Origin of the sequence: Pectobacterium parvum (genome assembly GCF_020971565.1) — a bacterium.
GTDB lineage: Bacteria > Pseudomonadota > Gammaproteobacteria > Enterobacterales > Enterobacteriaceae > Pectobacterium > Pectobacterium polare.
In genome coordinates this window covers 3,931,141-3,957,822 of record NZ_CP087392.1, presented here as the reverse complement: position 1 = coordinate 3,957,822, position 26,682 = coordinate 3,931,141, and the positions used below count along the sequence as shown (strand labels likewise).

The window sequence follows — 26,682 nt, the reverse complement described above, 5'->3', positions numbered from 1 at the left end:
GGGGCCGGTTTAGTTAGGAAATCGTGATGAACTACAGCGATGCGCCACCGCACATCACCAACTGCTGCCCTGTAATGGCTGCGGCAGACGGGGAGAGCAGGTAACCCACCAGATCGGCCACTTCCTGTGGCTGGATGAAGCGCCCAATTGGCGGCAGCTTCGGCGGAGAACTCTGGCGGCCCGGCATCGTCAGCATCGGCGTTTCCGTTGCGCCCGGCGCGACGATGTTTACCGTAATGCCGCGTGGAGCCAGTTCCGCTGCCCAGCTTCTTGCCATGCCGATCATTGCGGATTTGGTGGTGACGTACTGGCTGCGTCCTGCTGAACCGCTCGACGTGCGGCTGCCCAGCAGCACAATTCGGCCACCTTGCGGCAGCTTATCGACCAGACGGTCGGCAAGCACCTGCGCCGCGTTGATATGCAATCGCCACAGCGTTTCACCGTCTTCCAGCGAAAGTTGACCGAGTGGGGCCGCTTTCATAATGCCAGCGGCATGGATCACGGCATCAACCTGCGCAATCTCGTCCAGAATGGCCGTCAGTGCGGGCGTATCCATGATATCCACCGCGCGGTGGGTAAAGTGTGGATGTGAATAGTCACCCGGCTTGCGTGACAGGCCGGTTACCCGCCAGCCTTCCGCCAGTAATTTTTGTGTGATGGCGGCACCGATCCCTGAGCTGCTACCGGTAATCAGGGCGTGTTTAGGGGCTGTCGTTGACATGTGTCTCCTTAATCAAACTTAACGGCTTTGATGCAACCATTCTTAATTACAATAACGTGACGGGGATTTTAAACACGGCTTTTTTGACCGGGGCAGGGCTGTCGTTAATCGCACACAGTGCCTGATGCGCTTCGCCCGGATAGAAGGTGACGAAGTCGCCTGCCCGCAGGTGGATCTGATGCGGCACCTGTGGGTTATCCAGAATATAGAGATCCGGCTTACGTTCAGTTGCGGGCTGACCATGCACATCATTCAGACCGTAACCGATAATCTCCTCGCCTTCCAGAATCAGTTGAATATCGAGGTAGTTGCTGTGAAATTCGGTATGTCGTGTGGCGCGCGGTGCGGTGTTCACGGTGCCGATGTTGTAGAACCATTCGGCACCTTCCGGCTGATAACGGCCTTCGGGCAGCGCATTCAGTTCAGCTAACGACATGCTCGGTGCGGACAGAATAGCCCACAGTGCATCGGGCAGCGTGGCGAGTTTGAGGGCGTTGAGGTTTCCTGCAATCATAATAGTATCCTGAAGATAGCGGGGGAGAGCCCCCCGCTGACAAAGAGAAAAAGCAGCGCGGTTTAGTTCGCTTTGACCCACTCCTCACTCACCACGACGTGCTTGATCGCCTGACGGAAGTAGGTGAACGCTACGTGCAGCTTACCGTCCTGCGCTTGTTTGACGCTGGGGTAAGAGAACTCGCGGTTCAGCTTCTCCGTGGAGTTATTGGTCATGCAGTAACCGTCGCCCACTTCGATATTACGCTGCCACGGCCAGCTTTTACCGCCGTCTTCCGAAATGGCGAGCGTCATCGGCGCGCGTGGGGCACCCCAGAAGGCGCTACGGCCACCGGCTTGCACTTCCGGTATTTTGGCATCGCTGGCTTTGTCTTCTTCATCCTCGATTTCATCGTACAGCGACAGACGGCGTTCGGTGGCATCGGCAGCGCTCATATGGTTGAACACCAGCGCCAGATGGCCATTCTCCAGCGTCGTCACCTGAATGGACGAGTTGTTGTTCGGCAAGTCGGTCGGCACGGGATCTGACCAGGTTTTACCGCCATCCGTTGAACGGCTTTGGTAGATGAAATCCGCCCAGCGGCTGCGATACAGCGCCAGCAGCGTACCGTCGTGCAACGGAGTGATGTTCATATGCACGCAGCCGGTGCTGTTTGGCACCGGGTATTCCTGCCAGGTTTTCCCCTGATCGCTGGAAATTTTTACGGCGCTGTCATCATCGTTGCCGACCCATTTCTCACCCGGCTGAACGCGGCAGTAGAACACCGGCAGTAGCCAGTCGCCGTTTTTCAGCACGGTGATGGGCTGGCGGATGAAGGTGCCCGGCTGATCGAGCAGCGTGCCGATCTCGCCCCAGGTCGCACCCAAATCCGTAGACTGGCGGTAGCGCACAATCGCAGTGTCCTGATTACCGGATTTCTGTGCGGTGTACAGCAGCCACAGCACGTTATCCGGTGCGAGGAACAGAACTGGGTTCTGTTCGGAACGCGTAGCATCTTCAGACAGCTTAACGGCTTTACTCCAGCTATCGCTGCCTTTCACCAGACGGGACATGTAGATAGAGATATCTGCAATCCCTTCTTGGGTACCGCCAAACCAGACACACAGCACATCGCCGTTCGGCAGATGGAGCAGGTTGGCCGCATGATTCTGCGGGCATTCCGATGGAATGTAGGCATCCAGACGCGCGGCATCGCCTTCTGCGTGATGAACTTTTCCGCTACGTTCCACAGTAATGATTTCGCTACTCATGACTCAGGCTCCCGATTTATTTTCAGTTGGAGAGGTTTTGATTTTGTTCGCTTTGTTCGGAATCATGCGGTCGATCAGTATGACGACAGCAGGGGTAACTAACGCGACATACATGTTATCGATTCCGTATGGGTTGCCGAGAATATACCAAACAGAGGTGACCACGCAGGCGGAGATCAGGCTGGCGTTTGCACCGCGGGCGCTGCCGAAGAACGGCAGGTAGAACGCAATGACGGCAACCACAGAAATCGACAGACGAATGGCACGCGTAAAGAATGACAGCTTGAGGATTTCAGGGACGAACAGAACGAAGATGAGCGGCGCGAAACCTACGACAAGCGAGAGGATCCGAGTCATTTTCATTTCTTTTTCTGGCGTCGGTTTCCAGTAAGGAACGTAGAAATCCTTAATCAGCAGGGAAACGATAGCCAGTGCCACCATACTCACGCTGATGAAGATAGACGCAACCAGTGACGTGGTGACCAGACCGGCGAGCCATGGGTTCATGTCTTGCAGGAAGACAGGCATCGCGTACAGGCTGTTGATTTCAGGGTGGGCAAACTTCGCTGCGACACCGATGACCGCGATAGCCAGCGCAATCGGCATACAGAAGAAGAAGGCAACCCAGGTAGCACGTTTGGCGCTAGTGGCATCTTTCGTTGACGAAATTGCCTGAATCACGAACTGCGTACAGAAGATAGAACCGATAGTCCCGATCAGCCAGGCGAAGATAGTGCTGGCACCGAGCTTGCCGTCCCACGTCCAGTAGTAATCCGGCATTTGTTCGATCATTGGCTTAAAGCCGCCGGTCATTTTCAATGCCACAAACAGAATGATCATGACGCCAGCGTACTTCACGGCACTGTGGATCAGCGTGATGTAGGCCGTTCCTTTCAAACCACCGAAATAGTAGTAGAAAGTACTGACGATGGCAGTGATCAGCGCGGCGACAGGCAGGGAGACTTTCAACACCGTGGCGATGGCTGCCGCGCCGCTGACGTAGTTGCCCACGTTCACCAGCAACAGCGCATAGATCATGATGATCGAAATGATGTTCTTGGTGCTGGTACCGTATTTCTCGGCAATCGCGCCGGAGATGGTGATTTTCCCGGTGTTATAAATCTTCTTCACCAGAATCATACCAAACAGCGGGAAACCGATGGCGGCGCCAATCACCGACCATGATGCGGCAAAGCCGTTCTCAAAGGCAGACTGTGCCGTACCGATGGTGGATTTGGCACCGATGAACTCGGTCATCAGCAGGATACCGACGATAAACGCCGGTAGCGCGCGTGAGCCTTCCATGAACTCGGTGTTCGATTTACTGCGGAGCTTGTAGGTTAACCATGAGGTGAATGCGATATAAAACACAATCATCCCAACGATTATGAGGGTGTCAGTAAAGTTAAAATGGTTCATATCTTCTCGGCCTTAAGTGGAAATTGATATTTCTCTGTTACTGCGAGAATTGACTAAGTATGTTGCGGATGTTGTCTTCATCCTGTGCGGAAAACTGGATCGGATAGCGGCTGACGCCGACATCTTCACCCATAATCGCCAGTGCTTTTTTCACCACAGCCGGTGAGAACGCGATGGCGTACAGTGTCTTACGCAACTCGGCAACCTGTTCTTGTGCCTGACGGGAGCCTTCGATGTCACCCGCATTGAAGCGGTGCCAAATCTGGCTGATCGGTTCCGGTGCCACGTTAGCCAGCCCGGAAATACAGGCGGAGCAGCCGTCAACAAAGCCCTGGTGAATGAGCGAGTCTGGGCCATTCAGTACGTTAAAACCCTGTACACCTTTCACCGCTTGCACATAACCGCTCAGGCTTTCATAGCTGCCTGCGCTGTCTTTAATGCCGATGATGTTCGGGTGATCCGCCAGCGTGCGGACGGTTTCCGGCGCCAGCGTATTCCCCGTGCGTGCAGGAATGTTGTAGAGAAACACCGGCACAGTCAGCGCATCGGCGACGGCGGTGTAGTGGGCGATCAGTTCTTCTTGTTTGAGTGGGATGAAATAGGGGGTGATGACCGAAACGGCATCGACACCCAGCGCGGCGATGCGCTTGCCGAGCTTGATGGTTTCCCGCGTGGAGATTTCACCGATGTGGCCAACAACCGGCACTTTTCCGGCAACTTCATCAACGCAGGTTTCAGTGACGGCGACTTTCTCATCGGTGTGCAGCACGAAAAACTCACCGTTGGTGCCGTTACAAAAAATACCGTTGCCGTAGCGCATCTGGCGCTGAACCTGAAGACGCATAGCAGCGGGGTTAAATTCGCCCTGGTTATCAAACGGCGTGACGATGGCAGTTAGTACGCCGGTAATATTTTTACTCATTGTTCTTCCTCGTGACACGTAATCAAAAAGATGAAAAGTTAAAACCGTTCTACCTAAATCCGCGCGCTTTAAAACAGCGTCAGATAAACCTCACGGACGTCGTCGGCGCTGACCTGTGTCGGCACGTTTTTCATCAGGCGCTGAACCTGTAACGCGGCATCAACCAGGTACGGCAGGTGGTCTTTTTCGACGCCGAGCTGCTGTAAGGTGTTAGGCAGGTTGAGTCGTTTAACCAATTCGCTGAAGTAGGTCACCAGCGCCTGTGCTTTTTCCGCTGTACTGAGCGTCAGATCGGCATCCGGCAGCAGGTCATACGCCTGTGCGAATTTCTCCTGTGCGGCGTCCTGCACGAAACGCATGCAAGGGGCGAGCAGGATGGCGTTCGCCACGCCGTGCGGGATGTGGTACTTGCCGCCCAGCGGGTAAGACATGGCGTGAACCAAGTGCGTACCGGAGTGGGCAATGGCGGCACCGCCGTAGTAGGACGCCCACAGCATGTTCAGCTTGGCTTCCATGTTGCTCGGCTCGCGCACGGAGGTTTCGAGGTTGGCAAACAGCTTTTTCAGGCCAATCAGCGCGTAGTTGTCGCTGACCGGGTTGGCAATCGTCGAGGTGAAGCACTCGATCAGGTGGCAGAGCGCATCGATACCGGTTGAAGCAGCGATATGCGACGGCATGCTGATGGTCAGCTCCGGCACCAGTGCAACGTAGTCCGGCAGCATCACTGGCGTAATAATGCCGACTTTGGTCTCTTTTTCCGGGATTGCCAGAATGGCATTCGGTGTGGCTTCTGAGCCGGTTCCTGCGGTGGTCGGGATAAGCAGGGATGTCGTGCGGCGAGTCGGTTTCTCTCCTGCCAGCAGGCTATCCAGCGTGACGGTTTCATCGCCCGCGCACAGTACGGAAAGCAGTTTGGCGACGTCCAGTACGCTGCCGCCGCCCACGCCGATGACCAGATCGGTTTGGATTTGATTGAGTTGGCTCAATATCTGGGCAACGTCGTGCTGGCTTGGTTCGGCAGGAACATGATCAACCAACAGAACCTGCGGAACGGCTTGCTTAACTTGTGCGATCAGCGCCTGAACGTCAGGCAGCCCGACGATGTTTTTGTCGGTGACAAATAAAACGTGCTGTTTCGCTGCCAACAGGTGACTAATGTCCTGAAGTACCCGGTAACCGCTGAGGATAGTGCTATTGATGTTCATGCTTATTACCTTGCCTTTTCTCTTTCGCCAGAGCGTTATCGCTATGATGATAATGGTTGCGATGGTGATTGCTTTCAGTCAAATGACGTGGTTCTCATCACGTCTAAACGCCATTTGCCACATCGTGGTGATAATTTATAGGTGAAATTCCTTTTAAATAATTTGATATTGCTCACATATAATCAAATGTGATTCAATATAATCATTATCAGGTAATCATGAACCGGGGATGAAGTATGTCAAACGTGCAGCAATCAGCAGAACAGGTATTAGTGGTCGCTGATGACTTTACGGGTGCCAATGATGCGGGCGTCGGTTTGGCGCAGCAGGGCGCGCGGGTTAGCGTCGTATTTGACGTTAATAAACTGCATGCGGATTTACTGGGTGATGCGGTGGTGATCAACACCGATAGCCGTGCGGTGCGTGACGACGTGGCGTCTCAACGCACCGCCGAAGCGGTTGCAGCCTGGCAGGCAGCCGGTGGACAAGGCTGGATTATCAAGAAAATTGACTCGACGCTGCGTGGGAATCTGGGGGCGGAAATCGCTGCCGCACTGTCTGCGGCAGACGTGCCCGTCGCGCTGATTGCTGCGGCATCGCCGACGCTAGGGCGTGTGACCCGCAAAGGTGAAGTCTGGGTGAATGGCCGTCTGCTTACCGACACGGAATTTGCCAGCGATCCCAAAACGCCGGTGACCTCTGCTTCTATCGCTGCCCGTCTGGCAGAGCAAACCGCTTTACCCGTGGCGGAAATACACCTTGATGACGTCCGTCAGGCCAATTTAGCCCACCGTTTGCAGCAACTGGCGGACGAAGGCGTACGTCTGATTATTCTTGATACGGGCGAGCAGGGCGATCTGACACATATCGTTGATGCTGCCAGAACGTTGCCGTTTCGCCCTTTGCTGGTCGGCTCGGCGGGCCTGAGTGAAGCGCTGGCGAATGCGCAGAATTTTACGCGTAAGACAGAAAGGCCGCTGCTGGCTGTCGTCGGGTCGATGAGCGATATCGCTCAAAAACAGATTGCGGCCGTCAGGCTGCGCAGCGATGTCACGCTGGTTGAGATCGATATCAACGCACTCTTTTCAGCCGATTCATCCACCGTCATGGCATCCCAGTGTGAGGACGCAGTGAAGGCGCTGATGAAGGGTAATCACTGCATTATTCGACCCTGTCATAACGAAAATCAGCGCTTCGAGATCGACGCGCGGTGCCAGCAGCTTGGGCTCAGCCGACAGCAGCTTGGCGAAACGATCAGCCACTCTCTGGGGGAACTTACGCGCAATATTGTTCAGGCGCTAGACAGCCTGACTGCGGACAGTGCTAACCGGCGTCTGCCGGGCGGACTGTATTTATCCGGTGGTGACATTGCGATTGCTGTGGCAACCGCACTAGGCGCGACCGGCTTTCAGATTAAGGGGCAAATCGCATCCTGTGTGCCCTGGGGATACCTGCTGAACAGCGTTGTCGGCACGACCCCTGTGATGACTAAAGCGGGGGGTTTTGGCAACGAAACTACTTTGCTCGACGTTTTACGTTTTATTGAGGAGAAGGTCAGTGAGTAAAATTATTGCGGTAACGATGGGTGATCCGGCAGGGATTGGACCGGAAATTATTATCAAGTCTCTGGCCGAAGGCGAGCTTTCCGGCGCATCCGCTGTGGTGGTGGGCTGTGTACAGACGATGCAACGTATTCTGGCGCTGAATATCGTGCCAGGCGTAGAGCTGAAAATCATTGATAAACCGGCTGACGCGGTCTTCGCGCCGGGCGTCATCAACATGATTGATGAGCCGCTGGAAGATCCTCTGGCGCTGAAGCCTGGCGTTGTTCAGGCGCAGGCGGGCGATTTGGCTTACCGCTGCATCAAGAAAGCGACTGAGCTGGCGATGGCAGGTGAAGTCCATGCGATTGCCACCGCGCCGCTGAATAAAGAAGCGCTGCACTCGGCGGGCCATCTCTATCCGGGCCACACCGAGCTGCTGGCGAAGCTGACCAACAGCCGCGACTATGCGATGGTGCTGTATACCGATAAATTGAAGGTTATCCATGTTTCAACGCACATCGCGCTGCGTAAATTCCTGGATACGCTGAACCGCGATCGCGTGGAAACGGTGATCGACATGGCGGATGTCTTCCTCAAGCGCGTCGGTTTTACCCACCCGCGTATCGCCGTTGCCGGGGTTAACCCGCATGCGGGCGAGAATGGTTTGTTTGGTGACGAAGAGATCAAAATTGTGTCGCCATCGGTGGAAGCCATGAAGGCCAAAGGTATTGATGTTTATGGTCCATGCCCGCCGGATACCGTCTATCTACAGGCGTATGAAGGCCAGTACGACATGGTGGTGGCGATGTATCACGATCAGGGCCACATTCCGTTGAAGCTGCTAGGCTTCTATGATGGGGTGAACATCACCGCCGGATTGCCGTTTATCCGCACGTCTGCTGACCACGGCACGGCGTTTGACATTGCCTGGACAGGTAAAGCGAAGCCCGAAAGTATGGCGATCTCTATCCAGCTCGCCATGCAGCTGGCCTGATTTGCGGTGACGCATCACCGTTGATAGCACGGTTTTTTAAGCTACAGTGCACATTGCAGGATATCTTCCTTCCCGCGTTCGGGAAGGTTTCTGGTATCCTGCAATCAAGAAGCAATAACTTAAAATAACTCGATAACAGCAAGATGGATATCGCCGTGGATCCTACATTAACTGATGCTTTCCGCATGAGCGGGGATAAAGTAAAAGGGCAGAGCCGTCTTGATCAGATTATGGATTACCTGAAAAGCCATAATCTGGTGACGGTAGATGAACTGGTGTCCGTGATCGACGCTTCCCCAGCGACGATCCGTCGTGACTTGATCAAACTGGACGAGCAGGGGGTGATTAGCCGCAGTCATGGTGGTGTGACGCTCAATCGTTTTATCCCTTCCCAGCCGACCACGAATGAGAAATTACATCGTAGCCTTCAAGAAAAGCAGGCGATAGCCCGCTATGCCGCGACGCTGGTTAAACCGGGCAGCGCGGTGGTGCTGGATGCGGGAACGACCATGCTGGAGCTGGCGCGCAACCTGACGCATTTGCCGCTGCGCGTCATTACCGCCGATTTGCAAATTGCGCTGTTCCTGTCTGAGTTCAAGCAGATTGAAGTGACGATTATTGGTGGGCGTATCGATGACAGCAGCCAGTCCTGCATCGGCGAACACGGCCGACGTCTGTTACGCAGTATTTACCCCGATATCGCGTTTATTAGCTGCAACTCGTGGAGTCTGGATAAAGGCGTCACTACGCCGACGGAAGAGAAAGCGGGAGTAAAACAAGATCTTGGCGCGAATGCCAGCCGCCGGATACTGCTGGCCGACAGCAGTAAATACGGTGCGTACTCACTGTTCTGCGTCACGCCCCTGTCGGAGCTAACCGATATCATCACCGACAGCGCGTTAGCACCCGAGGTGCAAACGGAGCTGAAAGGCAAAACGTTCAATCTGACGCTGGTGTAATCCGGATGTGTGCCTGACGCTTTGTGTCAGGCCGACTGCCGCCGCCAGTTGAGTTCAGGTTTATGCACCACGCCGTTGAACGTCATCGGGTCCGTTGTTAAACAGAGGCGAGTGTCGTTTTCACTGAACTGCGCGTAGCGCAGCTGGCTGGAGCCAATCCAGTTAGGAATGAGGCAATAATCCAGATAGTGCGTAACGGTCTGTTCTGCGTCATCGGTTTCATAACGGCCTGCGTAGGCGAAGTAGGTGGCGGCGGTCTGCATTAACTGCTGCTCTGAGCCACCGGTCATGAGGCCCGTATCGTAGGGCACTCTGTCGCTGCCCATGATTTGCACCGTCATCCAGTTATCGTCGGTATACTGGATATAGCCAGTCGCCCCTTTCCCCGTCATGTCAACCACGCTGCCGTCATCCAGTACATCAATGAAGGATTCCAGAAACCATAGCCCGCGAAGTTTCTGACGTAACCCGTTGCTGTTGAAAGATTGCGATGTCATAGATCCCCCTTGGAAATAGCGTATGGGTTAAGTGTAGTGAATCTTTTCCAGAGGGCGGGTAGATAGAGGGTTCCTGCCAGCGATGTCACACTGGCAGGAATGAGGCTTACTTCATGCTGGCGGCGAGGGTATCGACGTTGTGCTTAAACGCCGCCGTGTAGGTTGCCGCGGGGCCGGAGGCGTCGGTCAGAGCTTCCGGGTAAAGCTCACCGCCGGGCTGTGCGCCACTGGCCGTCGCGATTTGCTTCACCAGACGTCCGTCGGTCTGGTTTTCGATGAAGTAGCTTTTCACCTTCTCCTGCTTGATTTGCTTAATCAACGAAGCCACTTTTTTGCTGCTGGCTTCCGATTCTGTGGAGTAGCCCACCGGTGACAGGAACTTCACGCCGTAGGCCTGGCCGAAATAGCCGAACGCGTCATGGCTGGTCAGCACTTTACGTTTTTCTGGTGGAATGGTGGCGAACGTTTTCTTCGCGTAGCTATCCAGTCCCTGTAGCTGTTTGATGTAGGCTTCACCCTGCTGGCGATAGTCATCGGCATTCGTTGGATCGGCTTTCACCAGCGCATTGACGATGTTGTGCGCATAGACCACGCCGTTGCTCATGCTGTTCCAGGCATGCGGATCGGTTTCCGTTTTGCCGTCTTCCACCATAGTGTGGGTTTCAATCCCGGTTGATGCCGTGATGACGTCGCCACGGTAGCCGGAGGCGGTGACCAGCCGGTCGATCCACCCTTCCAGCCCCAGCCCGTTAACGAAAACCAGATCGGCGCTAGCCAGCGTTTTACTGTCTTTCGGAGAAGGCTCAAATTCATGTGGATCGCCATTAGGCTTCACCAGATCGGTGACGGTAACGCGATCGCCGCCGATGTGGCTGACCATATCGCCCAGCACGGAAAAGCTGGCGACAACATCAAGGTTCTTTGCCATCGCCAGTGGGCTAAGCAGCAGGCCGGATAACGCAATAGCTAACAGTGAACGTTTCATTTTTCCCTCACAGACAGTTGCAGATAACGAGATTCATCGGTCACCGACGCAGGCGTAACAGCCCACCGTTGTGACCAACGCAGACCGAGAAACAGAAAAACAGCGTAATCGTCAGAATGATGGTGGGCCCGGCGGGCAACTCAGCATAGTAGGACCACAGCAGCCCGATCAGGCTGGCGAGCATCCCTTGCAGCACCGCGATGCCGATCATCATGGGCAGGCGCTGCGTCCAGAACCGTGCGCTAGCGGCAGGCAGCATCATCATGCCGACCGTCATCAGCGTGCCTAACAGTTGGAACCCCGCGACCAGATTAAGTACCACCAGCGACAGAAACAGCCCGTGGATCAACGCCCGATAGCGCCCTGAGCTGATGCGCAGGAAGGTCACGTCAAACGATTCAATCACCAGCGCCCGATAGAGAGCGGCCAGCACCAGCAAAGAGGTCGATCCGATCAGTGCAATGTCGATCAGCGCGGCGCGATCCACGGCGAGGAGCGAGCCGAACAGCACATGCAGCAGATCGATGCTGGAACCGCGCAGTGATACCAGCGTGACGCCGAGCGCCAGCGAGCCGAGGTAAAATCCGGCGAAGCTGGCGTCCTCTTTTAACTCCGTGTGGCGGGTGACAAAGCCGGAGAGCATGGCGACGGCCAGTCCGGCGATAAAGCCGCCGATCCCCATTGCCAGCAGCGACATCCCAGAGATGAGGTAGCCGATGGCGACACCGGGTAAGACCGCGTGCGACAGCGCATCGCCAATCAGGCTCATACGCCGCAACAGCAGGAAACAGCCCAGCGGCGCGGCGCTCAGCGTGATGACCAGACAGCCGACCAGCGCACGGCGCATAAAACCGAACTCGGCAAAAGGAGAAGTAATGAGGTGAAATAGCATCATGATGTGACGATCCTGAGCGTTGGCGTATCGCTGTCGGCCTTGCGCAGACTATGTAATATGGGCTGAGTCTCTCCCCAGTGAGGGCCGTCTGGGGTGAGGTGCAAGATGTTGGGAAAATGCTGCCCGACCAGTTCCAGATCGTGCAACACGGCCAGAATAGTCCTGCCTTCGGCGTGAAGCTGCTCGATGATCTGCAAGAGTGTCCGCGTGGTGTGGCTATCGATGCCGGTAAAAGGCTCATCCAGCAGAATGATGGGAGCCTGTGTCAGCAGCAGCCGCGCGAAGAGCACGCGCTGTAGCTGCCCACCGGACAGGACGCCAATATGTCGATCGGCGAAATCCGCCATGGAGACGGCGTCGAGTGCGTCAGTCGCTTTTCGATGCCAGTTGGCGTTGATACCTCGCAGCAACCCGCGATGGGGCAGCGACCCCATAAGCACCAGCTCGCGCACGCTGATAGGGAATTGCCGATCGAATTCGGAGAGCTGCGGTAAATAGCCGATAGCGTTATCTTTGCAGCCGTTACCGAGGCTGAACGAACTAGAAAGCGGTGGCAACAGACCCGCCAGCGTTTTCAGCAGCGTAGATTTTCCGCTGCCGTTTGCGCCAATAATCGCCGTCAGCGAACCTTGATGAAAGCACCCGCTGAGCGTCGCGAGCGGTGGCTGATGACGATAGCCAAAGGCCAGTTCCTGAAGGGCAATCATGGCAACACCACCGCCCATTCAACCAACAGCCACAACGGCACCAACAGCAGGGAAACCAGTAAAACGCGCTTCAGCGCGGAGAGGGAGTAAAAACTTGTCATTATCATCGGTAAAATCTAAATTGTTATATTATAACATACCAATTTTTATCGATGATGATAGAGGGAATAGGTAAAAAATTATGTAAGCGGATTAGGGGGATTTGGTGTGATTGATGAGGCTGGGGAGCGATGTTTCGTGCGCTTCACTGCTGACAAAACCCAGCCAACTCATATCGCGATGGCTCTTCTTTTCACGGCATAATTTCCGCCAAAAGCCGGGGTTCATAGGGGGCTGGTGTTTGAGCCCCCTATGTCGGGCGCGTGCTACGACGTAGCATGAAGAGAACGGTGTTTGAAGCGCACGAAACCCCCTCCGCATGACCAATATGGCTACATGAACACATCACACCGTGACGAAATTCCCCTGCATATCAACCACAAAGCGAGTCGCTGGCTCATCGTTGATGTAACCAGCGAGGATTTTCAGCATCAGGCCGAAGCGGTATTGCAGGCTGTCCGGCGGTAGCGTGGCTGTTGGCGTGTAGGCCGTCAGCAGGGCGCGGTACTGTTTCACCCGCGCAGACGGAATGTCCTGCCAGGCGAGATCGCTGCCGTTGCGCAGGCAATACCAGTCGGTCACCAGCGTGAGCAACGAAATATCCTGTAACCCATCTGTGCCTGCAACCGCATTCGGTTTGCGCTCGGCGGCGTCAGGCAGCAATTTGGCGCTGAGCGGTTCCTGCTGCAGGGCAATCCACAGGAGATCGGCGCAGTTCAGCGTATTGATGAGGGGAGATAAATCCTCCGGCCAGTCTTTCACCAGAAAACGCTGGCGTACCAACAGCGCCAGATGATGGTGCAGGAAGTCGTAATAATCGCGGCTTTTCAGAATGTCGCCTAGCGGCTCACCGGTGCGCTCCAACTCTTTCTGATAGAACGGGAACAGATGGTTGAACTGCGGCACGTTGCGCAGGACCAGCGTATCGATATCGACTCGGTCACTATGCAGCGTTGCCAGCTTCATAGCGGGCGGGTAAGCGGCCAACGATGGCACCGCGACATTCACCAGCGTTCCCTGTGAACTGCGATACACGCCGGTGTCGTTAACGTGCAGGTGGCCGCTGAAGTGCAGGCGGATTCCGGCCGCCAGCGCCTGTTCGGCAACCTCCGGCCGTGGCGTGCGTTTAATGAAGCTGTTGCTGCCAAACAGCTGCTTTTCATCTTCTACCGTGCCATCGAGGAAATCGACCAGCGGATAGTGCGAGAATACCAGCAGCTTCTTGTTCTGCGCTTTCGCCCGCTGCACCACCGATTTCACCCACGGCAGCATGAACGGTTTCTCGGTCAGTAGCGCGTTCCAACCCGTGTTGCTGCTGGTGGAGTAGCCTTCAATCCCTTCACGTTTCTCCGGGCCGTCTTTGACCTGATACACATTCGCATCGATGGAAAGCAGCCACAGTCCCGCTTCCGGTTCCACCAGATAGGAGGCGTCCACGATATTCCACTGCTTGCTGCCGTCCGGCGAGCGGGCGAGATACTGGCGTTTACTGAGTTCGTCGCTGTCGCCAAACGGCGTTTCCCAGTGCAGGAAGTCGTCGCGTTTAAAGAAACCAAACGGCTTCATCAGCGGCAGGCCACGTTCATAGCCGAGTGCCTGCATCTTGGTGGTGACAATCAGCGACTGCGCGTCGCCAAGTTTAACGCCGGGTTTGCTGCTCAGCATGGTGCTGCTGCCGTCGGCGTTGAGCATTCTCTGCCAGGAATCATCACCCTGTGGACGATTGACATCGTGGTTGCCGGGCGTGGCGAAGAATCGCATACCGTGGCGCTGTTCATACTGCGTCAGGATAGCGGCAATCCCTTCAACGGTGGGCTGCTGGCCGTCATCAGAATAATCGCCGGACAGCACCACGTATTTCACCTGCTGCTTTGCCAGTTCGTCCAGCGCGGCCAGCAGCGCAAAGTAGGGCTCATTGAAGATACGGGTCGAATTCACCGAATCTTTCAGGGTGCGAATGGTCAGCTTTTTTCCGGTCTGCGCATCCGGCAGGCCGTCAAAATCGTAGTTGCCGTAGATATTGTGGACGTGGACATCCGAAATGATGGCGATGCGCAGCGGCCCCGCGGTCGTGTCGGCGTTAGCATGAAAAAAGCCGCCAGCCAGCGTAATGGCGCTGCCTGCGCCGAGCTTGACGAAAGTTCTACGAGTGAGTGATTCCATGACTATCTCCATAGGCGGGGTTGCTGGTCGAACCCAAAGGACTAGCGGTATAACGCATAATCATGACAGGCAATCAATCGTGCGCCGTCGAGCGCATCGCCCCTCGGGGCGGCGAGTTGGGATTGCCACTCGTCCGGCAGCCACGGGCGAATGTGTAAGCCGATGCTGCCCATGAGCGATAAGCGAGGTGTTGCGTGGCGTGCCACGGCGGCCAGCAGCATTCTGATTTCGCTGGCTGTCTGCGCCAGCAGCGCGTGAGAAACGTTATCGTCCTGCTGAGCGCAGTCAAATACGTGGCGAGCGAACTGTGCATAGTCGCCCGGTTTCGCCTGCTGGCTAAACGTCTGTAGCGCGTCGAGTGTGTTCGCGGCCTGCGTGGGCGCGGTGCTGGCGGAAAAGACATCGTCGATACTCTGGCTGAGCGCAGACGGTGCGCACCAGCCTTGCAGCACATTATAGGTATGTTGCAGCGCCGCCAGCCCAAGCCGTGCGCCGCTGCCCTGATCGGAAATCGGGAATTCATGGCCGCCGTAGGCGGTAATCGTCTGGTTCTGCCACGCCAGCCCGCAGGAGCCGGTTCCGGCAATGACCACGCCCGCCTCTTTCCCTTGGTTGACGGCCAGACAGGCGCCCAGCGCATCGGTATTGAGCACCTGACTCGCGTAAGGATGTGGCAACGCCAGAAATGCCTCGTAGGCGGCACGATGTTCTGCACTGGCGAGTGCCAGCCCGACTTTCAGCCGGGATACGTCATCCGGCGACAGCCCGCTGTGCTTCAACGCCTGCGCGATGGCATCGTCCACCGATTGACGTACGCTTTCCACGCCGAGCAGCAGATTGGCGCGACCGCCGTGTCCCTGACCGAGCGGCGTACCGTCGGCCTGATAAATGCGTGCCCGACAGCCTGTACCGCCGCCATCTACACCGGCATAGAGCCATGTTGTCATGATGCGTGCGCTCCAGAATCCAGATAGGGAAGACAGGCAACTGCCAGATCGCCGCTGAGGCTAATCGCTTCCGTCTGCGAGTCAGGTAGGCTGTTGAGTAGCAGGCTCAGCTCATTGGCGCAACGGGTCAGCAGTTGCACCGCCAACGCGTCCTGTGGATGCGCCAGCACAATGTGCCCGAGCGTGGTGTAGTCTGTGGCCTGCGCCTGTTTTGACCAATCGATAACCCGATCGACATGCTTATCGAAGTGCAGGAACAGCGCTTCACTGAGTGGCGTCAGCAGGGTGATGCCTTCAACGGCCTGAAGCATCTCCTGCACCGCCCACAGCCCCAGCCGCGACAGGCTGGCCGGGTTGCTGAGGGGGAAGCTGTCGCCGCCGCGACAGGTCAGGAGGCCGTCATGCCAGTGCAACAGCCGGGTGAAACCACCGGTGACCAGCAGATAGCGGTTTTGCCCCGGCCAGCGCTGTTCGCATATCGTGCTTTCGCTCATGCGATCAAAAGGGCGATCGCCATCGATGTCGATCGCCCTTAGATGCCATTTCACGGTGCGTTTTTCCGCTGTTGTTGATTCGTCGCGATCGTTTCGTTGAGGCGCTTCACATCGTTGGACGTCAGGCGCAGATACTCATCAAACGACACCTGATCGTTCAGATATTGGGTAAAGCGCGTCAGGATGATCGGGTACAGCTCGTTCGCGCCCAGACTTTCCATACGTTCCCAATCAAAGACATAAGACGGGATCTTTTTGATCTCTTCGCGCGCGGTGTTCAGGCCGTCGATCACGTGCTTATCTTTGGTCTGGTAGTGCAGATCGGGAATATCCGCGCCGACGATGATATTGAAGCGCTCGGCGATCTCACGTTGCAGCGGTTCGCTGCCCAGCCACTCCATGAATTCGGCGACTTCCTGCGGGTGTTTGGTGGTGGTGAACGGCATGATGAAGGTCGCACCGCCCATCGAGATACATTTCTCTTTGCAAGGTGCAGGTAGCACTTTCCAGTCAAAACCGTCGCCAATCTGCTTACTGAACTGGTTCAACAGCCAGTTGCCGGAGAAGTAGGTCACGATGTTGCCGTTCACGAAATCGTCCGCCATGCTCTTGTACTGACCGCCGCCCGCCGCGCCCCACATTTCACGCGGGAACACGCCTTCATCTGACCAGCGTTTCAGATCTTTAATCCACTGCTGCGCTGCTGCGTCCGGGAAGTTGATCAACCCGTCTTTATCGTAACGTGCACCGTAAGAATAGGCCGGGCCGGAGAAGCGGAAACCGCTGCGGTCAATGGTGAAGGGGATATGCACGCCAGTTTTTTCCGCGACCCGCTTCGAGGCTTTCATTAAGTCATCAATCGTGTAGCCCGGCTGCGGCAGAGGAACGCCTGCCTGTTCAAACAGTGTCACGTTAACGAACGGCAGATCGGCAGTCCAGGAAGCGACAAAGCCCGGCAGCGCATCCGCTTTATGCACGCCTTTCACGCGCATGATTTTTTCGATACCGGCGCTATAGCGTTTCTCAAAGGCGGCCGGATCTTTCAGGTAGGGGCGCAAATCCAGCGTATAGCCGAGCAGCCCCATTTGCGTGGTTTTGGCAATATCCGGGCCTAAACCCGCTGCCAACTGCATCGGTAACTGTGTTTGCAGCGCGTTATAGCCGGTGCTGACAAAATTCACATCGATGCGCTCATTACTCTGGGAGAAAGATTTTACTTTCTGCTCCATGAAATGCACTAATTCGGGATCGTCGTCACTATATAAAAATGTTATTTGCGTTTTGGCGGCTAACGCGCTGCTGCTGAATAACCCCAGTGCAAGGGCGGAAAAAAATAACGCGGTGTTGGAACGCATCATAAACCTCTCCGTTGGTGAGCACATCTTAATACTCGTCATACTTCAAGTTTCATGTGCGTTGGCTGCGTTCACTCACCCGAATCACTTACTTGAGTAAGCTCATCGGGACTCCTTCTTTTGCCGCCTGCCTGAAACTCGAATTATTTAGAGTATATGTTTGATTAATGACGTAAATACCCTGTCGCTGTTAACGGGGCTTATTTCTTTCTGTTTTTTATGTTGTCTTTTAATTAATGCAAATTTGCATTCATCTGTCATTTTCATCATGCAATCATGGACAGAACGCTGATTGATTTATGTGAAGCAGGTTAAAGATATTTTAAATGTTGATTTAAATAAAGCATTTTTGTGATATTAATCACACATATAAACGCGATAATCTTATTTATTAATGCGAAATATCAATAAATGAATGCAAATGACAATTTAATGCAAATTTGCATTCTTATTGCGATATCACGGTGCAGGGAATGACCCGCTGCCCTAAATATTGGCAGGGTGTGCACAGCGAGAGTGCAAATAAGTGCCGCCATACATTTTCGTTATTTTATTTTTCAACGCCGTAAACAGGATTCCGTATGAATATCGGTTGGAAATTAAAGAAGAACGGTGTCATTAATCGGTTTCTCATCACCGAGTTGACGGAAAAACGTTATTTCGCCGAGCCGGATACGCTGCCGGATAAGGTGAATTACCGCTTTATTAACGGTTTTGTCGATGTCGGCGTGCTGCCCTGTCGCGTGCGTTTTTTACAGGAAGAGGCAAAGCGCGACGTGGCGCTGCCGGACGATTTACGCTTCCCGCTGATGTGGAGCGGCGGTGATGAAAGCCGCAGCGTGAATTTCAGCGATTTCTGGCCGTGTCCGGTTCACGTGCAGCGCTTTTCCCGCTGCGTGATTCACAGCGACAGCGCGCAGGCGGCACCGTTTACACTTAGCACCTGCGGCGGCGTCACGCTGTGGCTGAACGGTGAGCCGATTACCCGCTTTACGCCGTTTACCCGCAATACCGAACAAACCTGTACTGTCACGCTGCCGTTGAAAGCAGGGACGAACACGCTGGTGCTGCATAGCGAAGAGCTGTGCGAGCGTGATACCGACTACCTGTTCAGCCTGTGCTATCAGGGAGACGACACGCTTTTCTGGCAGCTTGATGAGGACGCGGCGCTCAGCACACAGCTGACCGCGCTGGATAGCTGGGTGAACGGGCTGACGCTGGAAAATAACCTGATCCAACCGCCCGTGCTGGTGCTGAACAGCACGCAGCCGCTGCCGGAATCCGTGACGATGGCGCATCGGCTGATTGGCAACGTCAACGAATCCGTCCCCGTATGGCAGCAGAAACAAACGCTGCCTGCTGGCAATCTGGGCTGGCAGGTGGATCTGCCTGCGGTTCTGGTGGGCTATTACGATCTGGTCTGCGCCGCGACCTGCAACGGCATTACGCTGACGCGAACGCTCAGCTTTGGGCGCTTGCCTGAGCAAACGATGCCCGCGTTACCGACGCTGGCCGCACGGCGTGAAGCGGTGCTACGCCATACCGCGCTGCACGGTTTTGAGCGCCTCGGGCGGCTGCTGGCGATTGTCGCGACGGGCGAGGGCTGCGATGCCGCCGCGCCGATTCTCAACAGCGCATTGCAGAAAATCAGCCGCCGCGAAGACTGTGCTGATTTCCAACTGGTGCCGCTGATTTGGCTGTGGCAGCGCTATCAGGGGCAGCAGTTGCCGCCGCAGGACTGGCGGCGCGTGCGCAGCGCGATTCTCGGTTTCCGCTACTGGATCGATGAACCGGGCAACGACACCATGTGGTTCTGGAGCGAAAACCACTGCCTGTGTTTCCACGTCGCGCAGTATCTGGCTGGGCAAAACTTCCCTGATGACACCTTCCCATGCAGCGGCCGCCGTGGTCTGGAGCAAAAGGCGATTGCCCACGAACACCTGACGCGCTGGTTTGATTCCATTCTGGAACACGGGCTGGTGGAGTGGAATTCGGCCGCCTATTACCCCATCGATCTGATTGGGCTGGTGGCGCTGTACGAGCTGGCGCAGGATGCCGATCTGCGCGAGAAATCTCGCGTGGTGATTGACCGCATCATGCTGATGACGGCGTGGGTACATCAGAACGGCGTCGCGGTTGGCACAATGGGGCGTGCCTACGATAAAGAGCTGCGCTCCGGCATGTTGACCGAACTGTCCGGCCTGTGTGCGCTGATGTGGGGCGAGGGCTGGCTGATTCCGCACTGCGCCGCGCTGCCGCTGCTGTGCCTGAGCGACTATCAGCCACCGGAAACGACGGATCGGATCGCGCACTGGTCACTGCTGCACGGTGCAGAAGCTCGCTGGGTGCAGGGGCTGAACCGCAGCGCCCGCATCATCGCCTGGAAGCAGCGCGACGTTGCCTTTTCTTCCGTTTTCGATCATCACCCCGACCAGCCTGGGCACCAGCAGCATCTGCTGGATGTGCGGCTGGGTACGCACTATGCCGCCCGCCTGTGGGTGAACCACCCCGGCGAGGATCGCCCTGACGGCGTACACCGTCCTTCTTACTGGGCGGGTAACGGACGCTTGCCGCACCTGATGCAACATCGTAATCGCGCGCTGATGGTGTTCGATCTGCAACAGGATATCCGCCCGTGGACACACCTCTATCTGCCACAAACCGCGCTGGATGACGTCATCGTTGAAGATGTCTGGTGCTTCGTACGTGGCGGCAACGGCTATGCCGCGTTTCATAATCCCGCCGGATTACAGCCGTTTGCTACCGCAGGTCAGCAGGCGGAAGGCGAACTGCGGGCGTATGGCGAGCAGAACGTCTGGTTCGTTGCCGTGGACAGCGGTGATGGCGAGCAAGGATTTGCCGCGTTCGCTGACCGTTTCCGCGGGCGTTCGCTGATACAGGACAGTGACGGCGTACGTATCGACGATCCCGATTACGGCGAACTGGCCTTTAGCTACGCGGTAGGATTCAGCGTGGCGCAGCAGCCTTTCGTTTTCCCCGACGATGTCCCGGTCGTCCCGCAGTTCAACACAGGAAACCCATGACATGCAGACAAGTTCACTTAACCGACAACAAACCGAAGCGCTGCTGGCGCAGGTGGCGCGGGCATTTTGCCGCCTGAAAGCGATCGACAGCGTGACGCAGGACGATGCGCCGGACGCCGGACTGGCGATTCAATTTGAGGAGTGGGACTGGGAAGTGGGCGTCGGGCTGTACGGCTTTTGGAAGCTGGCGCATTTGACGCAGGACGACACCATGCTGACGACGCTGGCGAACTGGTATCAGCAAAAGCTGGATGCCGGGCTGCCGCCGCGCCAGATCAACTCGACGGCGCCGATGCTGGTGCTGGCCTTGCTGTGTCAGGACAAGCCAGATTCCCCTGCGCAGTGGCGTGAAACTGTGAGCGACTGGGCTGACTGGCTGCTGCATTCGCTGCCGAAAACCGAGGACGGAGGTTTCCAGCACACGGTGAAAGAGCGGCCGAATACCGGACAACTGTGGGACGACACGCTGTTTATGGCCGGTCTGTTTCTGGTGGTCGCAGGGAAATTACTCTCCCGCCGCGATCTGATCGAAGAGGCGGAATACCAGCTCGTCACACATGCACGCTATCTGGCCGATGTGCGCAGCGGGCTGTGGTATCACGGCTGGACGTTCGTCGGTCGCCATCACTATGCCAATGCGTTCTGGGGACGCGGTAACGCCTGGATCACTCTGGTGCTGCCGGAAATGCGGGTGCTGGCGGAGGATCAGCTGTCCGCGCCGGTACTGCGCACGCTGGAAGCGATTCTGGAACAGCAAACGACAACGCTGGCACGCTGCCAGCACGATTCAGGCCTGTGGCACACGCTGCTGGATGACCCAGATTCACCGCTGGAGACGTCCGCCAGCGCCGGATTTATCGCAGGGATTTTGACGGCACGTCGATTGGGCATGCTGCACGATTTCCCGCAGGACGTACTGGAAAAAGGCTATGCCGCCGTGGTGGCGCAGATTGACGCACAGGGCGTGGTGCAGGGTGTCTCGGACGGCACGGCGATGGGACACGACTTACAGTTCTATCGCGATATTCCCAATGTCGCCGTGCCTTACGGGCAGGCGCTGGTCATGCTGATGTTATTGGCACAGTTAGATTCTGTTTGCGAGGGCTGACAATGGCGAGTCTGGAACTAAAGAACGTCCACAAAAATTATGGTGCGGTGAGCATCATCAAAGGCGTGGACTTAACGATTCATGACGGCGAGTTCATGGTCTTTGTCGGCCCGTCGGGTTGTGGAAAATCCACGCTGCTGCGCATGATTGCCGGGCTGGAAGAGATCAGCAGCGGCGAGCTGTGGATCGACAACCGCAAGGTGAACGATCTCTCGCCAGCAGAGCGCAAGATTGCGATGGTGTTCCAGTCTTACGCGCTCTATCCGCACCTCTCGGTGCGCAAGAACCTCGCGTTCGGGCTGGAGAACCTGCACTTCCCCAAAGACGAAATCATTCGTCGTATTGATGAAGCCGCCCGCATGCTGGGGCTGGAACCGTATCTGGATCGCCGACCGCGTGCGCTGTCGGGTGGGCAGCAGCAGCGTGTGGCGATTGGTCGCGCTATCGTGCGTGAACCCGACCTGTTCCTGTTTGATGAACCGCTCTCCAATCTGGATGCCAAGCTGCGCGTGCAGACGCGCGGTGAGCTGTCTCGTCTGCACCAGAAGCTGAGCACGACCATGATTTACGTGACTCACGATCAGGTGGAAGCGATGACGATGGCGCAGCGTATTGTGGTGCTGAATGCCGGCCGCATCGAGCAGGTTGGTACGCCGCTGGAGCTGTTCAATCGGCCGAAAAACAAATTTGTCGCGGGCTTCATTGGTTCACCGCGCATGAATATGTTCCCGGCGCAGATCGTCGCCACCTGCGCGGACGGGGTTGAAGTGCAGTGCCCGTCGGGTAATCGTCTTGTGCTGCCGTTTATCGGCACCGTCGGGCAGAACGTCACACTCGGCATTCGTCCTTCACACTGCGAGCTGGTAGAGGACGGCGAGGGCATGGCGCTGTGCGTCGATCGCTGCGAAATGATGGGGCATGAAACCTTTATCTACGGGCGAATGAGCGGCATTGACGATGAGATGATCGTCCATCTGGCGCAGCATCGCGAGTTCGCCGCGGGTGAATCGGTATTTGTCCGCTTCCCGCCGACGTATTGCCATCTGTTCGACGGCAAAACGGATGACACATTGCCGCGCTGTACCGAGCACTAATTATCGCGACGGGAGAGGACGACATGAAAAAGATTGCCTTACTGCCCGCAGGATCGCTGATCGATAAGCTGGTAACGCCAGTGGAAAAAGCGGTGAATCTGCTACAAAAACTCGGTGGTCGCAAAGTGATGCCGTGGTTTTTTATCGCGCCGAATATGCTGCTGTTCGCCGTTTTTGTCTTTATTCCGATTCTGCTGGCGGTGTGCTACGCCTTTACCGGCGGCACCAATATCCTGCTGTGGGAACGCCCTTACGTCGGCGTGGATAACTTTTCCACACTGTTGAGTTGCGGCAACTACGCCGAGCCATCGACCTGTGAACAGGATCTGTTCTGGACTGGTGTTTACAACACGGTGTCGTTCACCTTTTTCAACGTGCTCTGCACGCTGCTGGTAGCATTGGTGACGGCGCTGATCCTCAACCGCAAAATTATCGCCCGTGGCTTTTTCCGCGCCATGTTCTTCTATCCGGTGCTGCTGTCGCCGGTGGTGGTGGGCCTGATCTGGCAGTGGTTCCTTAACCGCAACGGCCTGCTGAATCTGGTGCTGTCGTCGCTGGGCGGGCAGCCGATTACCTTCCTGCTCGACCCGACGTTTTCGCGCTTCTGGGTGGTGTTTGTCTCCGTTTGGTTTCATGTCGGATTTTATACCCTGATCCTGCTGGCCGGATTGCAGGCGATCCCGCGTGATATCTATGAGGCGGCGGCGGTGGATGGCACCTCGCGCTGGCGTGGTTTCTATCGCCTGACGCTGCCGCTGTTGGCACCGAACATTCTGGTGGTGGTGATTTTGCTGACCATCAACAGCGTGCAGATCTTCGATGAAGCCTGGGTGCTGACCAACGGCGGCGGCCCCGGCACGGCCAACAGTTTTATCGTGCAGTACATCTACCAGACGGCCTTTTCGTCAAACGCGTCACTCTACGGGTTGGCCTCGGCGGCCTCGGTGCTGATGGGCGTGGTGCTGATGATCCTGACGGCGTTGCAGTTCCTGCTGACGCGTCGGCTGGAAGGGAAAAAATAACGGGAGCCATGATGAAAATAATCGCATTTCTCACCAGAACCCGTCATCCGGGGCGAATTCACATAACGGATATCATGAGCTGGGTTTGGCTGGTGGTGGGTACGCTGCTGGTGATGATTCCGGTGATGTGGGCGGCGATGTCGTCGTTCAAAACGCCCGCGGAGATCAACCGCTTTCCGCCCAGTTTTCTGCCGCAGGCGGCGGACACCATCACGCTGCCGGAGTACCCGAAGCCGCTGGAACTGTGGCAGGTTAAGCAGGACGACGGCGAAGCGAAAACTATGGCGCTGGTCAGGCGCATCGGCTTGATCGCACAGCTGGTGAACCCAGATGCGCCGAGTGAGGTGGTGCGTGTATCGACGAAAGATCTGGTGCCGATGAAGGCCTTGCATCTGGAGACGGAGAACTACACGACGCCGATAACGAAGTTCCACTTTGCCACCTACCTGAAGAACACCGTGTTCGTGACGGTGATGGCGACGCTGCTGACCCTGTTGCTCAGTTCGATGGCGGCGTTTGCGCTGTCGAAATACGAGTTTCGCGGGCGCGGTACGGTGCTGACGCTGTTTCTCTCCACCATGATGATTCCGCTGTCGGTGGTGATGGTGCCGACGTTCCTGGTGGTGATTGGCCTGAACATGGGCGATAACCTGTGGGGCGTGATTATTCCCACGGTGGCGACGCCGACGGGCGTATTCCTGCTGCGGCAATATATGCTGACAATCCCCGATGAGTTGATCGAGGCGGCGCGTATCGATGCCGCCAGCGAGTTCCGCATTTACTGGAAGATCATCCTGCCGTTAACCGCCCCTGCGCTGGCGGTGCTGGCGATATTCTCGGTGATCTGGCGCTGGAATGATTTCCTCTGGCCGCTGATCGTCCTCTCCAGTCAGGATAATTTTACGCTGCAAATCGGTTTGAATGCGTTTCAGGGGCAGTTCTCGGTGCAGTGGCACTATATACTGGCGATGACGATGCTTTCGCTTCTGCCGGTGACGGCGGTGTTCGTCTTCCTGCAAAAATACATCACGACGGGGATTGCCAACACGGGGATGAAATAATGGCGACACTCAAGGATATTGCTGACCGCGCGGGGGTTTCCATCAGCACGGTTTCCCGCGCGCTGAACGGGACAGCACCGATCAGCGCCAAAGTCAGGCAGCACATCATGGCGATTGCTACCGAGCAGGGCTATCCGCTGCATAAAGTAGCTAAAGCGACCGTCGCGCAGACGGAACCGCTGCGCCACATTCTGCTGGCGACGCCGCGCAACCTGATGCTGGAGAGTGAGTACAATCTGGTGTCACTGACGCTGATTAACGCCCTGAAAACGCTCTGTCTGCAACGCAATATCCAGCTGCGTCCGTTTCTGGGAGAGCACGACACCATTAACGAACAGCAGTTGTTGCGTGAGCTTCAGGGCGGAAAAGAGAGCGGCATTCTGATTGTGAATGACGATCACCCGACGCTGCTGAACGCTGTGGCAGAAAGCGGCATTCCGGCGGTGTTGATCAACGGTGAAGATCCCTCGATGCGCCTGAGCAGCGTCACGCCCGCCAACCACTATGCGGCGGCGGCGGGCGTGCGTTACCTGATCGAGCAAGGGCATACGCGGATCCTGCACCTGACCTGGACGTCGCGCATGACGATCAAACAGCGAGAACGCGGCTATCGGGATGCGCTCATGCAGGTGGGGATTGCAGTGGATGAGGATCTGATCCTCTCGCTGCCGGATTTCCACCCACGCACGGCGCGTGACGCGCTGCTGCGTTGGCTGACGGCCAACCCGGATAGATTGGGTGTCACTGCGATTTTCTGCGCGGCGGATAATCAGGCCATCGGCGTGATCGATGCGCTGTATCAGCACGGGCTGCGGGTGCCGGAGGATATGTCCGTGATGTGCATGGACGACATCCTGCCGTTCGACATGCTGCCAGTCTCGCTCACTACGGTGCATCTGCCGTTTGAGACCATCGCCCGCGCGGCGCTACAGCTGCTGGCGCAGCAAATGACGCCAGCACAGGCGCTTGGTATAGCCCAGCGCACCGAGCTGGCCGGACAGGTAGTGGTCAGAGAATCGGTGCGGCGGGTGGGGTAAGTGGGACGTTATTTACAGGGAAGTTTCACCCTGCATAAGCACTATAGTTTCTGCATAAGTACTATAGTTAAAGCGGCATTCTGTATTCTATGACGCTGGGCTTTTCCGCCACCCAATCATAAAGTCGCTGGGCTGTTTTATTGGTTTCCTGAGTATGCCAATACAGCCGATCGCAGCTTTTTTCCTGTGCCTGTTCTCTCACGTATTCAATCAGTTTTTTCCCAACGTGTTTACCGCGAGCGGTCGGAGCAACAAACAGATCCTCTAAGTAACAATAAGGATTTACTCCCCATGTGGAATCGTGAAAAACAAAGTGCACGAAGCCCACAATATGTAATCCTTCTCTCGCTACCGCGCAATAGACGGGAATATCGGCTTTAAAAAAGCGATTCCAGGTGACTTCTGTGACCTCATCAGAAAGCTGCACCTTATAGAATTCCTGATAACTCTTCCAATAGGGCAGCCACTGCGCGTGATCTTCTGGCTCAACGGAATTAACAATAATTTCTTGTTCTGTATTCATCATTTTATTCTCCTATTATCGTGGATAAGTGCTGGCAATTGGGCTGATATTTACCGGAATAAAATAGCAATCAAATAGACGGATATACCCCTCCACTTATTGAGAGGGGACCAGACCAATTTT

The 26,682-nt window shown here is 56.1% G+C and carries 24 protein-coding genes; 9 read left to right on the top strand and 15 right to left on the bottom strand.

The genetic code is table 11. The features are described 5' to 3' along the window. Nucleotides 1-31: 31 nt before the first annotated feature. From LOZ86_RS17850 to LOZ86_RS17825, 6 genes are all read right to left on the bottom strand, one after another. The gene (locus tag LOZ86_RS17850; RefSeq protein ID WP_039483611.1) at nucleotides 32-721 is read right to left on the bottom strand and encodes an SDR family NAD(P)-dependent oxidoreductase; all 690 of its coding nucleotides are present in this window, start codon (nucleotides 719-721) and stop codon (nucleotides 32-34) included. A gap of 46 nt (nucleotides 722-767) precedes the next feature. Further along, nucleotides 768-1,235, bottom strand: a complete 468-nt coding sequence (locus tag LOZ86_RS17845; RefSeq protein ID WP_039483614.1) for a NanQ anomerase/TabA/YiaL family protein — start codon at nucleotides 1,233-1,235, stop codon at nucleotides 768-770. A gap of 62 nt (nucleotides 1,236-1,297) precedes the next feature. Then, the gene (locus LOZ86_RS17840; protein ID WP_039483616.1) at nucleotides 1,298-2,485 is read right to left on the bottom strand and encodes a sialidase family protein; all 1,188 of its coding nucleotides are present in this window, start codon (nucleotides 2,483-2,485) and stop codon (nucleotides 1,298-1,300) included. A 3-nt stretch (nucleotides 2,486-2,488) separates the two neighbouring features. Then, nucleotides 2,489-3,904 (bottom strand): sodium:solute symporter family protein, encoded by a 1,416-nt coding sequence (locus LOZ86_RS17835; RefSeq protein ID WP_039483619.1) that lies wholly within the window; start codon nucleotides 3,902-3,904, stop codon nucleotides 2,489-2,491. Nucleotides 3,905-3,941: 37 nt separating this feature from the next. Next, entirely contained in the window at nucleotides 3,942-4,826 is an 885-nt protein-coding gene (locus LOZ86_RS17830; RefSeq protein ID WP_039470120.1) for a dihydrodipicolinate synthase family protein, read from the bottom strand. Between the two features lie 68 nt (nucleotides 4,827-4,894). Then, nucleotides 4,895-6,031, bottom strand: coding sequence for an iron-containing alcohol dehydrogenase (locus LOZ86_RS17825; protein ID WP_039483621.1), 1,137 nt, complete (start codon nucleotides 6,029-6,031; stop codon nucleotides 4,895-4,897). 236 nt (nucleotides 6,032-6,267) lie between these two features. Here LOZ86_RS17825 and dtnK point away from each other — a divergent pair, with 236 nt between their 5' ends. The 3 genes from dtnK (at nucleotide 6,268) to LOZ86_RS17810 (ending at nucleotide 9,528) form a co-directional block, all read left to right on the top strand. Further along, on the top strand, nucleotides 6,268-7,596 hold the full coding sequence (gene dtnK, locus LOZ86_RS17820; RefSeq protein ID WP_039513040.1) for a D-threonate kinase: 1,329 nt from the start codon (nucleotides 6,268-6,270) through the stop codon (nucleotides 7,594-7,596). Further along, complete coding sequence (locus tag LOZ86_RS17815) at nucleotides 7,589-8,569, top strand: D-threonate 4-phosphate dehydrogenase (RefSeq protein WP_039483624.1); 981 nt, start codon at nucleotides 7,589-7,591, stop codon at nucleotides 8,567-8,569. Before dtnK ends, LOZ86_RS17815 begins: the two co-directional genes overlap by 8 nt. A 143-nt stretch (nucleotides 8,570-8,712) precedes the next feature. Further along, nucleotides 8,713-9,528 carry a DeoR/GlpR family DNA-binding transcription regulator gene (locus LOZ86_RS17810; RefSeq protein WP_039483626.1) on the top strand — a complete coding sequence of 272 codons (816 nt, stop codon included), beginning with the start codon at nucleotides 8,713-8,715 and terminating at the stop codon, nucleotides 9,526-9,528. A gap of 26 nt (nucleotides 9,529-9,554) precedes the next feature. Here LOZ86_RS17810 and LOZ86_RS17805 read toward each other — a convergent pair whose 3' ends face one another. The 8 genes from LOZ86_RS17805 to LOZ86_RS17770 form a co-directional block, all read right to left on the bottom strand. Continuing rightward, a complete protein-coding gene (locus LOZ86_RS17805; protein ID WP_039483627.1) occupies nucleotides 9,555-10,025 on the bottom strand; it encodes a lipocalin-like domain-containing protein in 471 nt (156 codons plus the stop codon). 106 nt (nucleotides 10,026-10,131) lie between these two features. Beyond that, nucleotides 10,132-11,010 (bottom strand): metal ABC transporter substrate-binding protein, encoded by an 879-nt coding sequence (locus LOZ86_RS17800; RefSeq protein WP_039513038.1) that lies wholly within the window; start codon nucleotides 11,008-11,010, stop codon nucleotides 10,132-10,134. Between the two features lie 40 nt (nucleotides 11,011-11,050). Continuing rightward, nucleotides 11,051-11,905 carry a metal ABC transporter permease gene (locus LOZ86_RS17795; RefSeq protein ID WP_039483630.1) on the bottom strand — a complete coding sequence of 285 codons (855 nt, stop codon included), beginning with the start codon at nucleotides 11,903-11,905 and terminating at the stop codon, nucleotides 11,051-11,053. Then, complete coding sequence (locus LOZ86_RS17790; protein WP_230242540.1) at nucleotides 11,902-12,612, bottom strand: metal ABC transporter ATP-binding protein; 711 nt, start codon at nucleotides 12,610-12,612, stop codon at nucleotides 11,902-11,904. Before LOZ86_RS17790 ends, LOZ86_RS17795 begins: the two co-directional genes overlap by 4 nt. A gap of 444 nt (nucleotides 12,613-13,056) precedes the next feature. Then, complete coding sequence (locus LOZ86_RS17785) at nucleotides 13,057-14,874, bottom strand: metallophosphoesterase (protein ID WP_039483632.1); 1,818 nt, start codon at nucleotides 14,872-14,874, stop codon at nucleotides 13,057-13,059. A gap of 41 nt (nucleotides 14,875-14,915) precedes the next feature. Continuing rightward, nucleotides 14,916-15,821 carry a glucosamine kinase nucleotide-binding domain-containing protein gene (locus tag LOZ86_RS17780; protein WP_230242538.1) on the bottom strand — a complete coding sequence of 302 codons (906 nt, stop codon included), beginning with the start codon at nucleotides 15,819-15,821 and terminating at the stop codon, nucleotides 14,916-14,918. Further along, nucleotides 15,818-16,369, bottom strand: a complete 552-nt coding sequence (locus LOZ86_RS17775) for a glucosamine kinase (RefSeq protein ID WP_230242536.1) — start codon at nucleotides 16,367-16,369, stop codon at nucleotides 15,818-15,820. Before LOZ86_RS17775 ends, LOZ86_RS17780 begins: the two co-directional genes overlap by 4 nt. Beyond that, nucleotides 16,366-17,673 (bottom strand): ABC transporter substrate-binding protein, encoded by a 1,308-nt coding sequence (locus LOZ86_RS17770; RefSeq protein ID WP_039483639.1) that lies wholly within the window; start codon nucleotides 17,671-17,673, stop codon nucleotides 16,366-16,368. The genes LOZ86_RS17775 and LOZ86_RS17770 overlap by 4 nt, the downstream gene beginning before the upstream one ends. 578 nt (nucleotides 17,674-18,251) lie before the next feature. On the opposite strand from LOZ86_RS17770, the gene LOZ86_RS17765 reads away from it, so the two are divergent. The 6 genes from LOZ86_RS17765 to LOZ86_RS17740 are packed head-to-tail and all read left to right on the top strand — an operon-like array spanning nucleotide 18,252 to nucleotide 26,036. After that, nucleotides 18,252-20,714: a hypothetical protein gene (locus LOZ86_RS17765; protein ID WP_111779014.1), complete on the top strand. Its 2,463-nt coding sequence runs from the start codon at nucleotides 18,252-18,254 to the stop codon at nucleotides 20,712-20,714. Nucleotide 20,715: 1 nt separating this feature from the next. Next, the gene (gene bglB, locus LOZ86_RS17760; RefSeq protein WP_039483644.1) at nucleotides 20,716-21,822 is read left to right on the top strand and encodes a beta-galactosidase BglB; all 1,107 of its coding nucleotides are present in this window, start codon (nucleotides 20,716-20,718) and stop codon (nucleotides 21,820-21,822) included. A 2-nt stretch (nucleotides 21,823-21,824) separates the two neighbouring features. Then, nucleotides 21,825-22,916 carry an ABC transporter ATP-binding protein gene (locus LOZ86_RS17755; protein ID WP_039483646.1) on the top strand — a complete coding sequence of 364 codons (1,092 nt, stop codon included), beginning with the start codon at nucleotides 21,825-21,827 and terminating at the stop codon, nucleotides 22,914-22,916. A gap of 23 nt (nucleotides 22,917-22,939) precedes the next feature. After that, nucleotides 22,940-23,938 (top strand): carbohydrate ABC transporter permease, encoded by a 999-nt coding sequence (locus LOZ86_RS17750; RefSeq protein ID WP_039470140.1) that lies wholly within the window; start codon nucleotides 22,940-22,942, stop codon nucleotides 23,936-23,938. Nucleotides 23,939-23,946: 8 nt separating this feature from the next. Then, a complete protein-coding gene (locus LOZ86_RS17745) occupies nucleotides 23,947-24,999 on the top strand; it encodes a carbohydrate ABC transporter permease (RefSeq protein WP_039483648.1) in 1,053 nt (350 codons plus the stop codon). Beyond that, nucleotides 24,999-26,036 (top strand): LacI family DNA-binding transcriptional regulator, encoded by a 1,038-nt coding sequence (locus LOZ86_RS17740; RefSeq protein ID WP_230242534.1) that lies wholly within the window; start codon nucleotides 24,999-25,001, stop codon nucleotides 26,034-26,036. The genes LOZ86_RS17745 and LOZ86_RS17740 overlap by 1 nt, the downstream gene beginning before the upstream one ends. A 67-nt stretch (nucleotides 26,037-26,103) precedes the next feature. Here LOZ86_RS17740 and LOZ86_RS17735 read toward each other — a convergent pair whose 3' ends face one another. Next, entirely contained in the window at nucleotides 26,104-26,562 is a 459-nt protein-coding gene (locus LOZ86_RS17735; RefSeq protein WP_039483651.1) for a GNAT family N-acetyltransferase, read from the bottom strand. Between the last annotated feature and the right edge of the window lie 120 nt (nucleotides 26,563-26,682).

What these genes read in the sequence shown, in the direction of transcription:
- LOZ86_RS17850 (WP_039483611.1), bottom strand. Translation starts at nt 721, where the DNA reads ATGTCAACGACAGCCCCTAAACACGCCCTGATTACCGGTAGCAGCTCA.
- LOZ86_RS17845 (WP_039483614.1), bottom strand. Translation starts at nt 1,235, where the DNA reads ATGATTGCAGGAAACCTCAACGCCCTCAAACTCGCCACGCTGCCCGAT.
- LOZ86_RS17840 (WP_039483616.1), bottom strand. Translation starts at nt 2,485, where the DNA reads ATGAGTAGCGAAATCATTACTGTGGAACGTAGCGGAAAAGTTCATCAC.
- LOZ86_RS17835 (WP_039483619.1), bottom strand. Translation starts at nt 3,904, where the DNA reads ATGAACCATTTTAACTTTACTGACACCCTCATAATCGTTGGGATGATT.
- LOZ86_RS17830 (WP_039470120.1), bottom strand. Translation starts at nt 4,826, where the DNA reads ATGAGTAAAAATATTACCGGCGTACTAACTGCCATCGTCACGCCGTTT.
- LOZ86_RS17825 (WP_039483621.1), bottom strand. Translation starts at nt 6,031, where the DNA reads ATGAACATCAATAGCACTATCCTCAGCGGTTACCGGGTACTTCAGGAC.
- dtnK (WP_039513040.1), top strand. Translation starts at nt 6,268, where the DNA reads ATGTCAAACGTGCAGCAATCAGCAGAACAGGTATTAGTGGTCGCTGAT.
- LOZ86_RS17810 (WP_039483626.1), top strand. Translation starts at nt 8,713, where the DNA reads ATGGATATCGCCGTGGATCCTACATTAACTGATGCTTTCCGCATGAGC.
- LOZ86_RS17805 (WP_039483627.1), bottom strand. Translation starts at nt 10,025, where the DNA reads ATGACATCGCAATCTTTCAACAGCAACGGGTTACGTCAGAAACTTCGC.
- LOZ86_RS17800 (WP_039513038.1), bottom strand. Translation starts at nt 11,010, where the DNA reads ATGAAACGTTCACTGTTAGCTATTGCGTTATCCGGCCTGCTGCTTAGC.
- LOZ86_RS17795 (WP_039483630.1), bottom strand. Translation starts at nt 11,905, where the DNA reads ATGATGCTATTTCACCTCATTACTTCTCCTTTTGCCGAGTTCGGTTTT.
- LOZ86_RS17790 (WP_230242540.1), bottom strand. Translation starts at nt 12,612, where the DNA reads ATGATTGCCCTTCAGGAACTGGCCTTTGGCTATCGTCATCAGCCACCG.
- LOZ86_RS17785 (WP_039483632.1), bottom strand. Translation starts at nt 14,874, where the DNA reads ATGGAATCACTCACTCGTAGAACTTTCGTCAAGCTCGGCGCAGGCAGC.
- LOZ86_RS17780 (WP_230242538.1), bottom strand. Translation starts at nt 15,821, where the DNA reads ATGACAACATGGCTCTATGCCGGTGTAGATGGCGGCGGTACAGGCTGT.
- LOZ86_RS17770 (WP_039483639.1), bottom strand. Translation starts at nt 17,673, where the DNA reads ATGATGCGTTCCAACACCGCGTTATTTTTTTCCGCCCTTGCACTGGGG.
- LOZ86_RS17765 (WP_111779014.1), top strand. Translation starts at nt 18,252, where the DNA reads ATGAATATCGGTTGGAAATTAAAGAAGAACGGTGTCATTAATCGGTTT.
- bglB (WP_039483644.1), top strand. Translation starts at nt 20,716, where the DNA reads ATGCAGACAAGTTCACTTAACCGACAACAAACCGAAGCGCTGCTGGCG.
- LOZ86_RS17755 (WP_039483646.1), top strand. Translation starts at nt 21,825, where the DNA reads ATGGCGAGTCTGGAACTAAAGAACGTCCACAAAAATTATGGTGCGGTG.
- LOZ86_RS17750 (WP_039470140.1), top strand. Translation starts at nt 22,940, where the DNA reads ATGAAAAAGATTGCCTTACTGCCCGCAGGATCGCTGATCGATAAGCTG.
- LOZ86_RS17745 (WP_039483648.1), top strand. Translation starts at nt 23,947, where the DNA reads ATGATGAAAATAATCGCATTTCTCACCAGAACCCGTCATCCGGGGCGA.
- LOZ86_RS17740 (WP_230242534.1), top strand. Translation starts at nt 24,999, where the DNA reads ATGGCGACACTCAAGGATATTGCTGACCGCGCGGGGGTTTCCATCAGC.
- LOZ86_RS17735 (WP_039483651.1), bottom strand. Translation starts at nt 26,562, where the DNA reads ATGATGAATACAGAACAAGAAATTATTGTTAATTCCGTTGAGCCAGAA.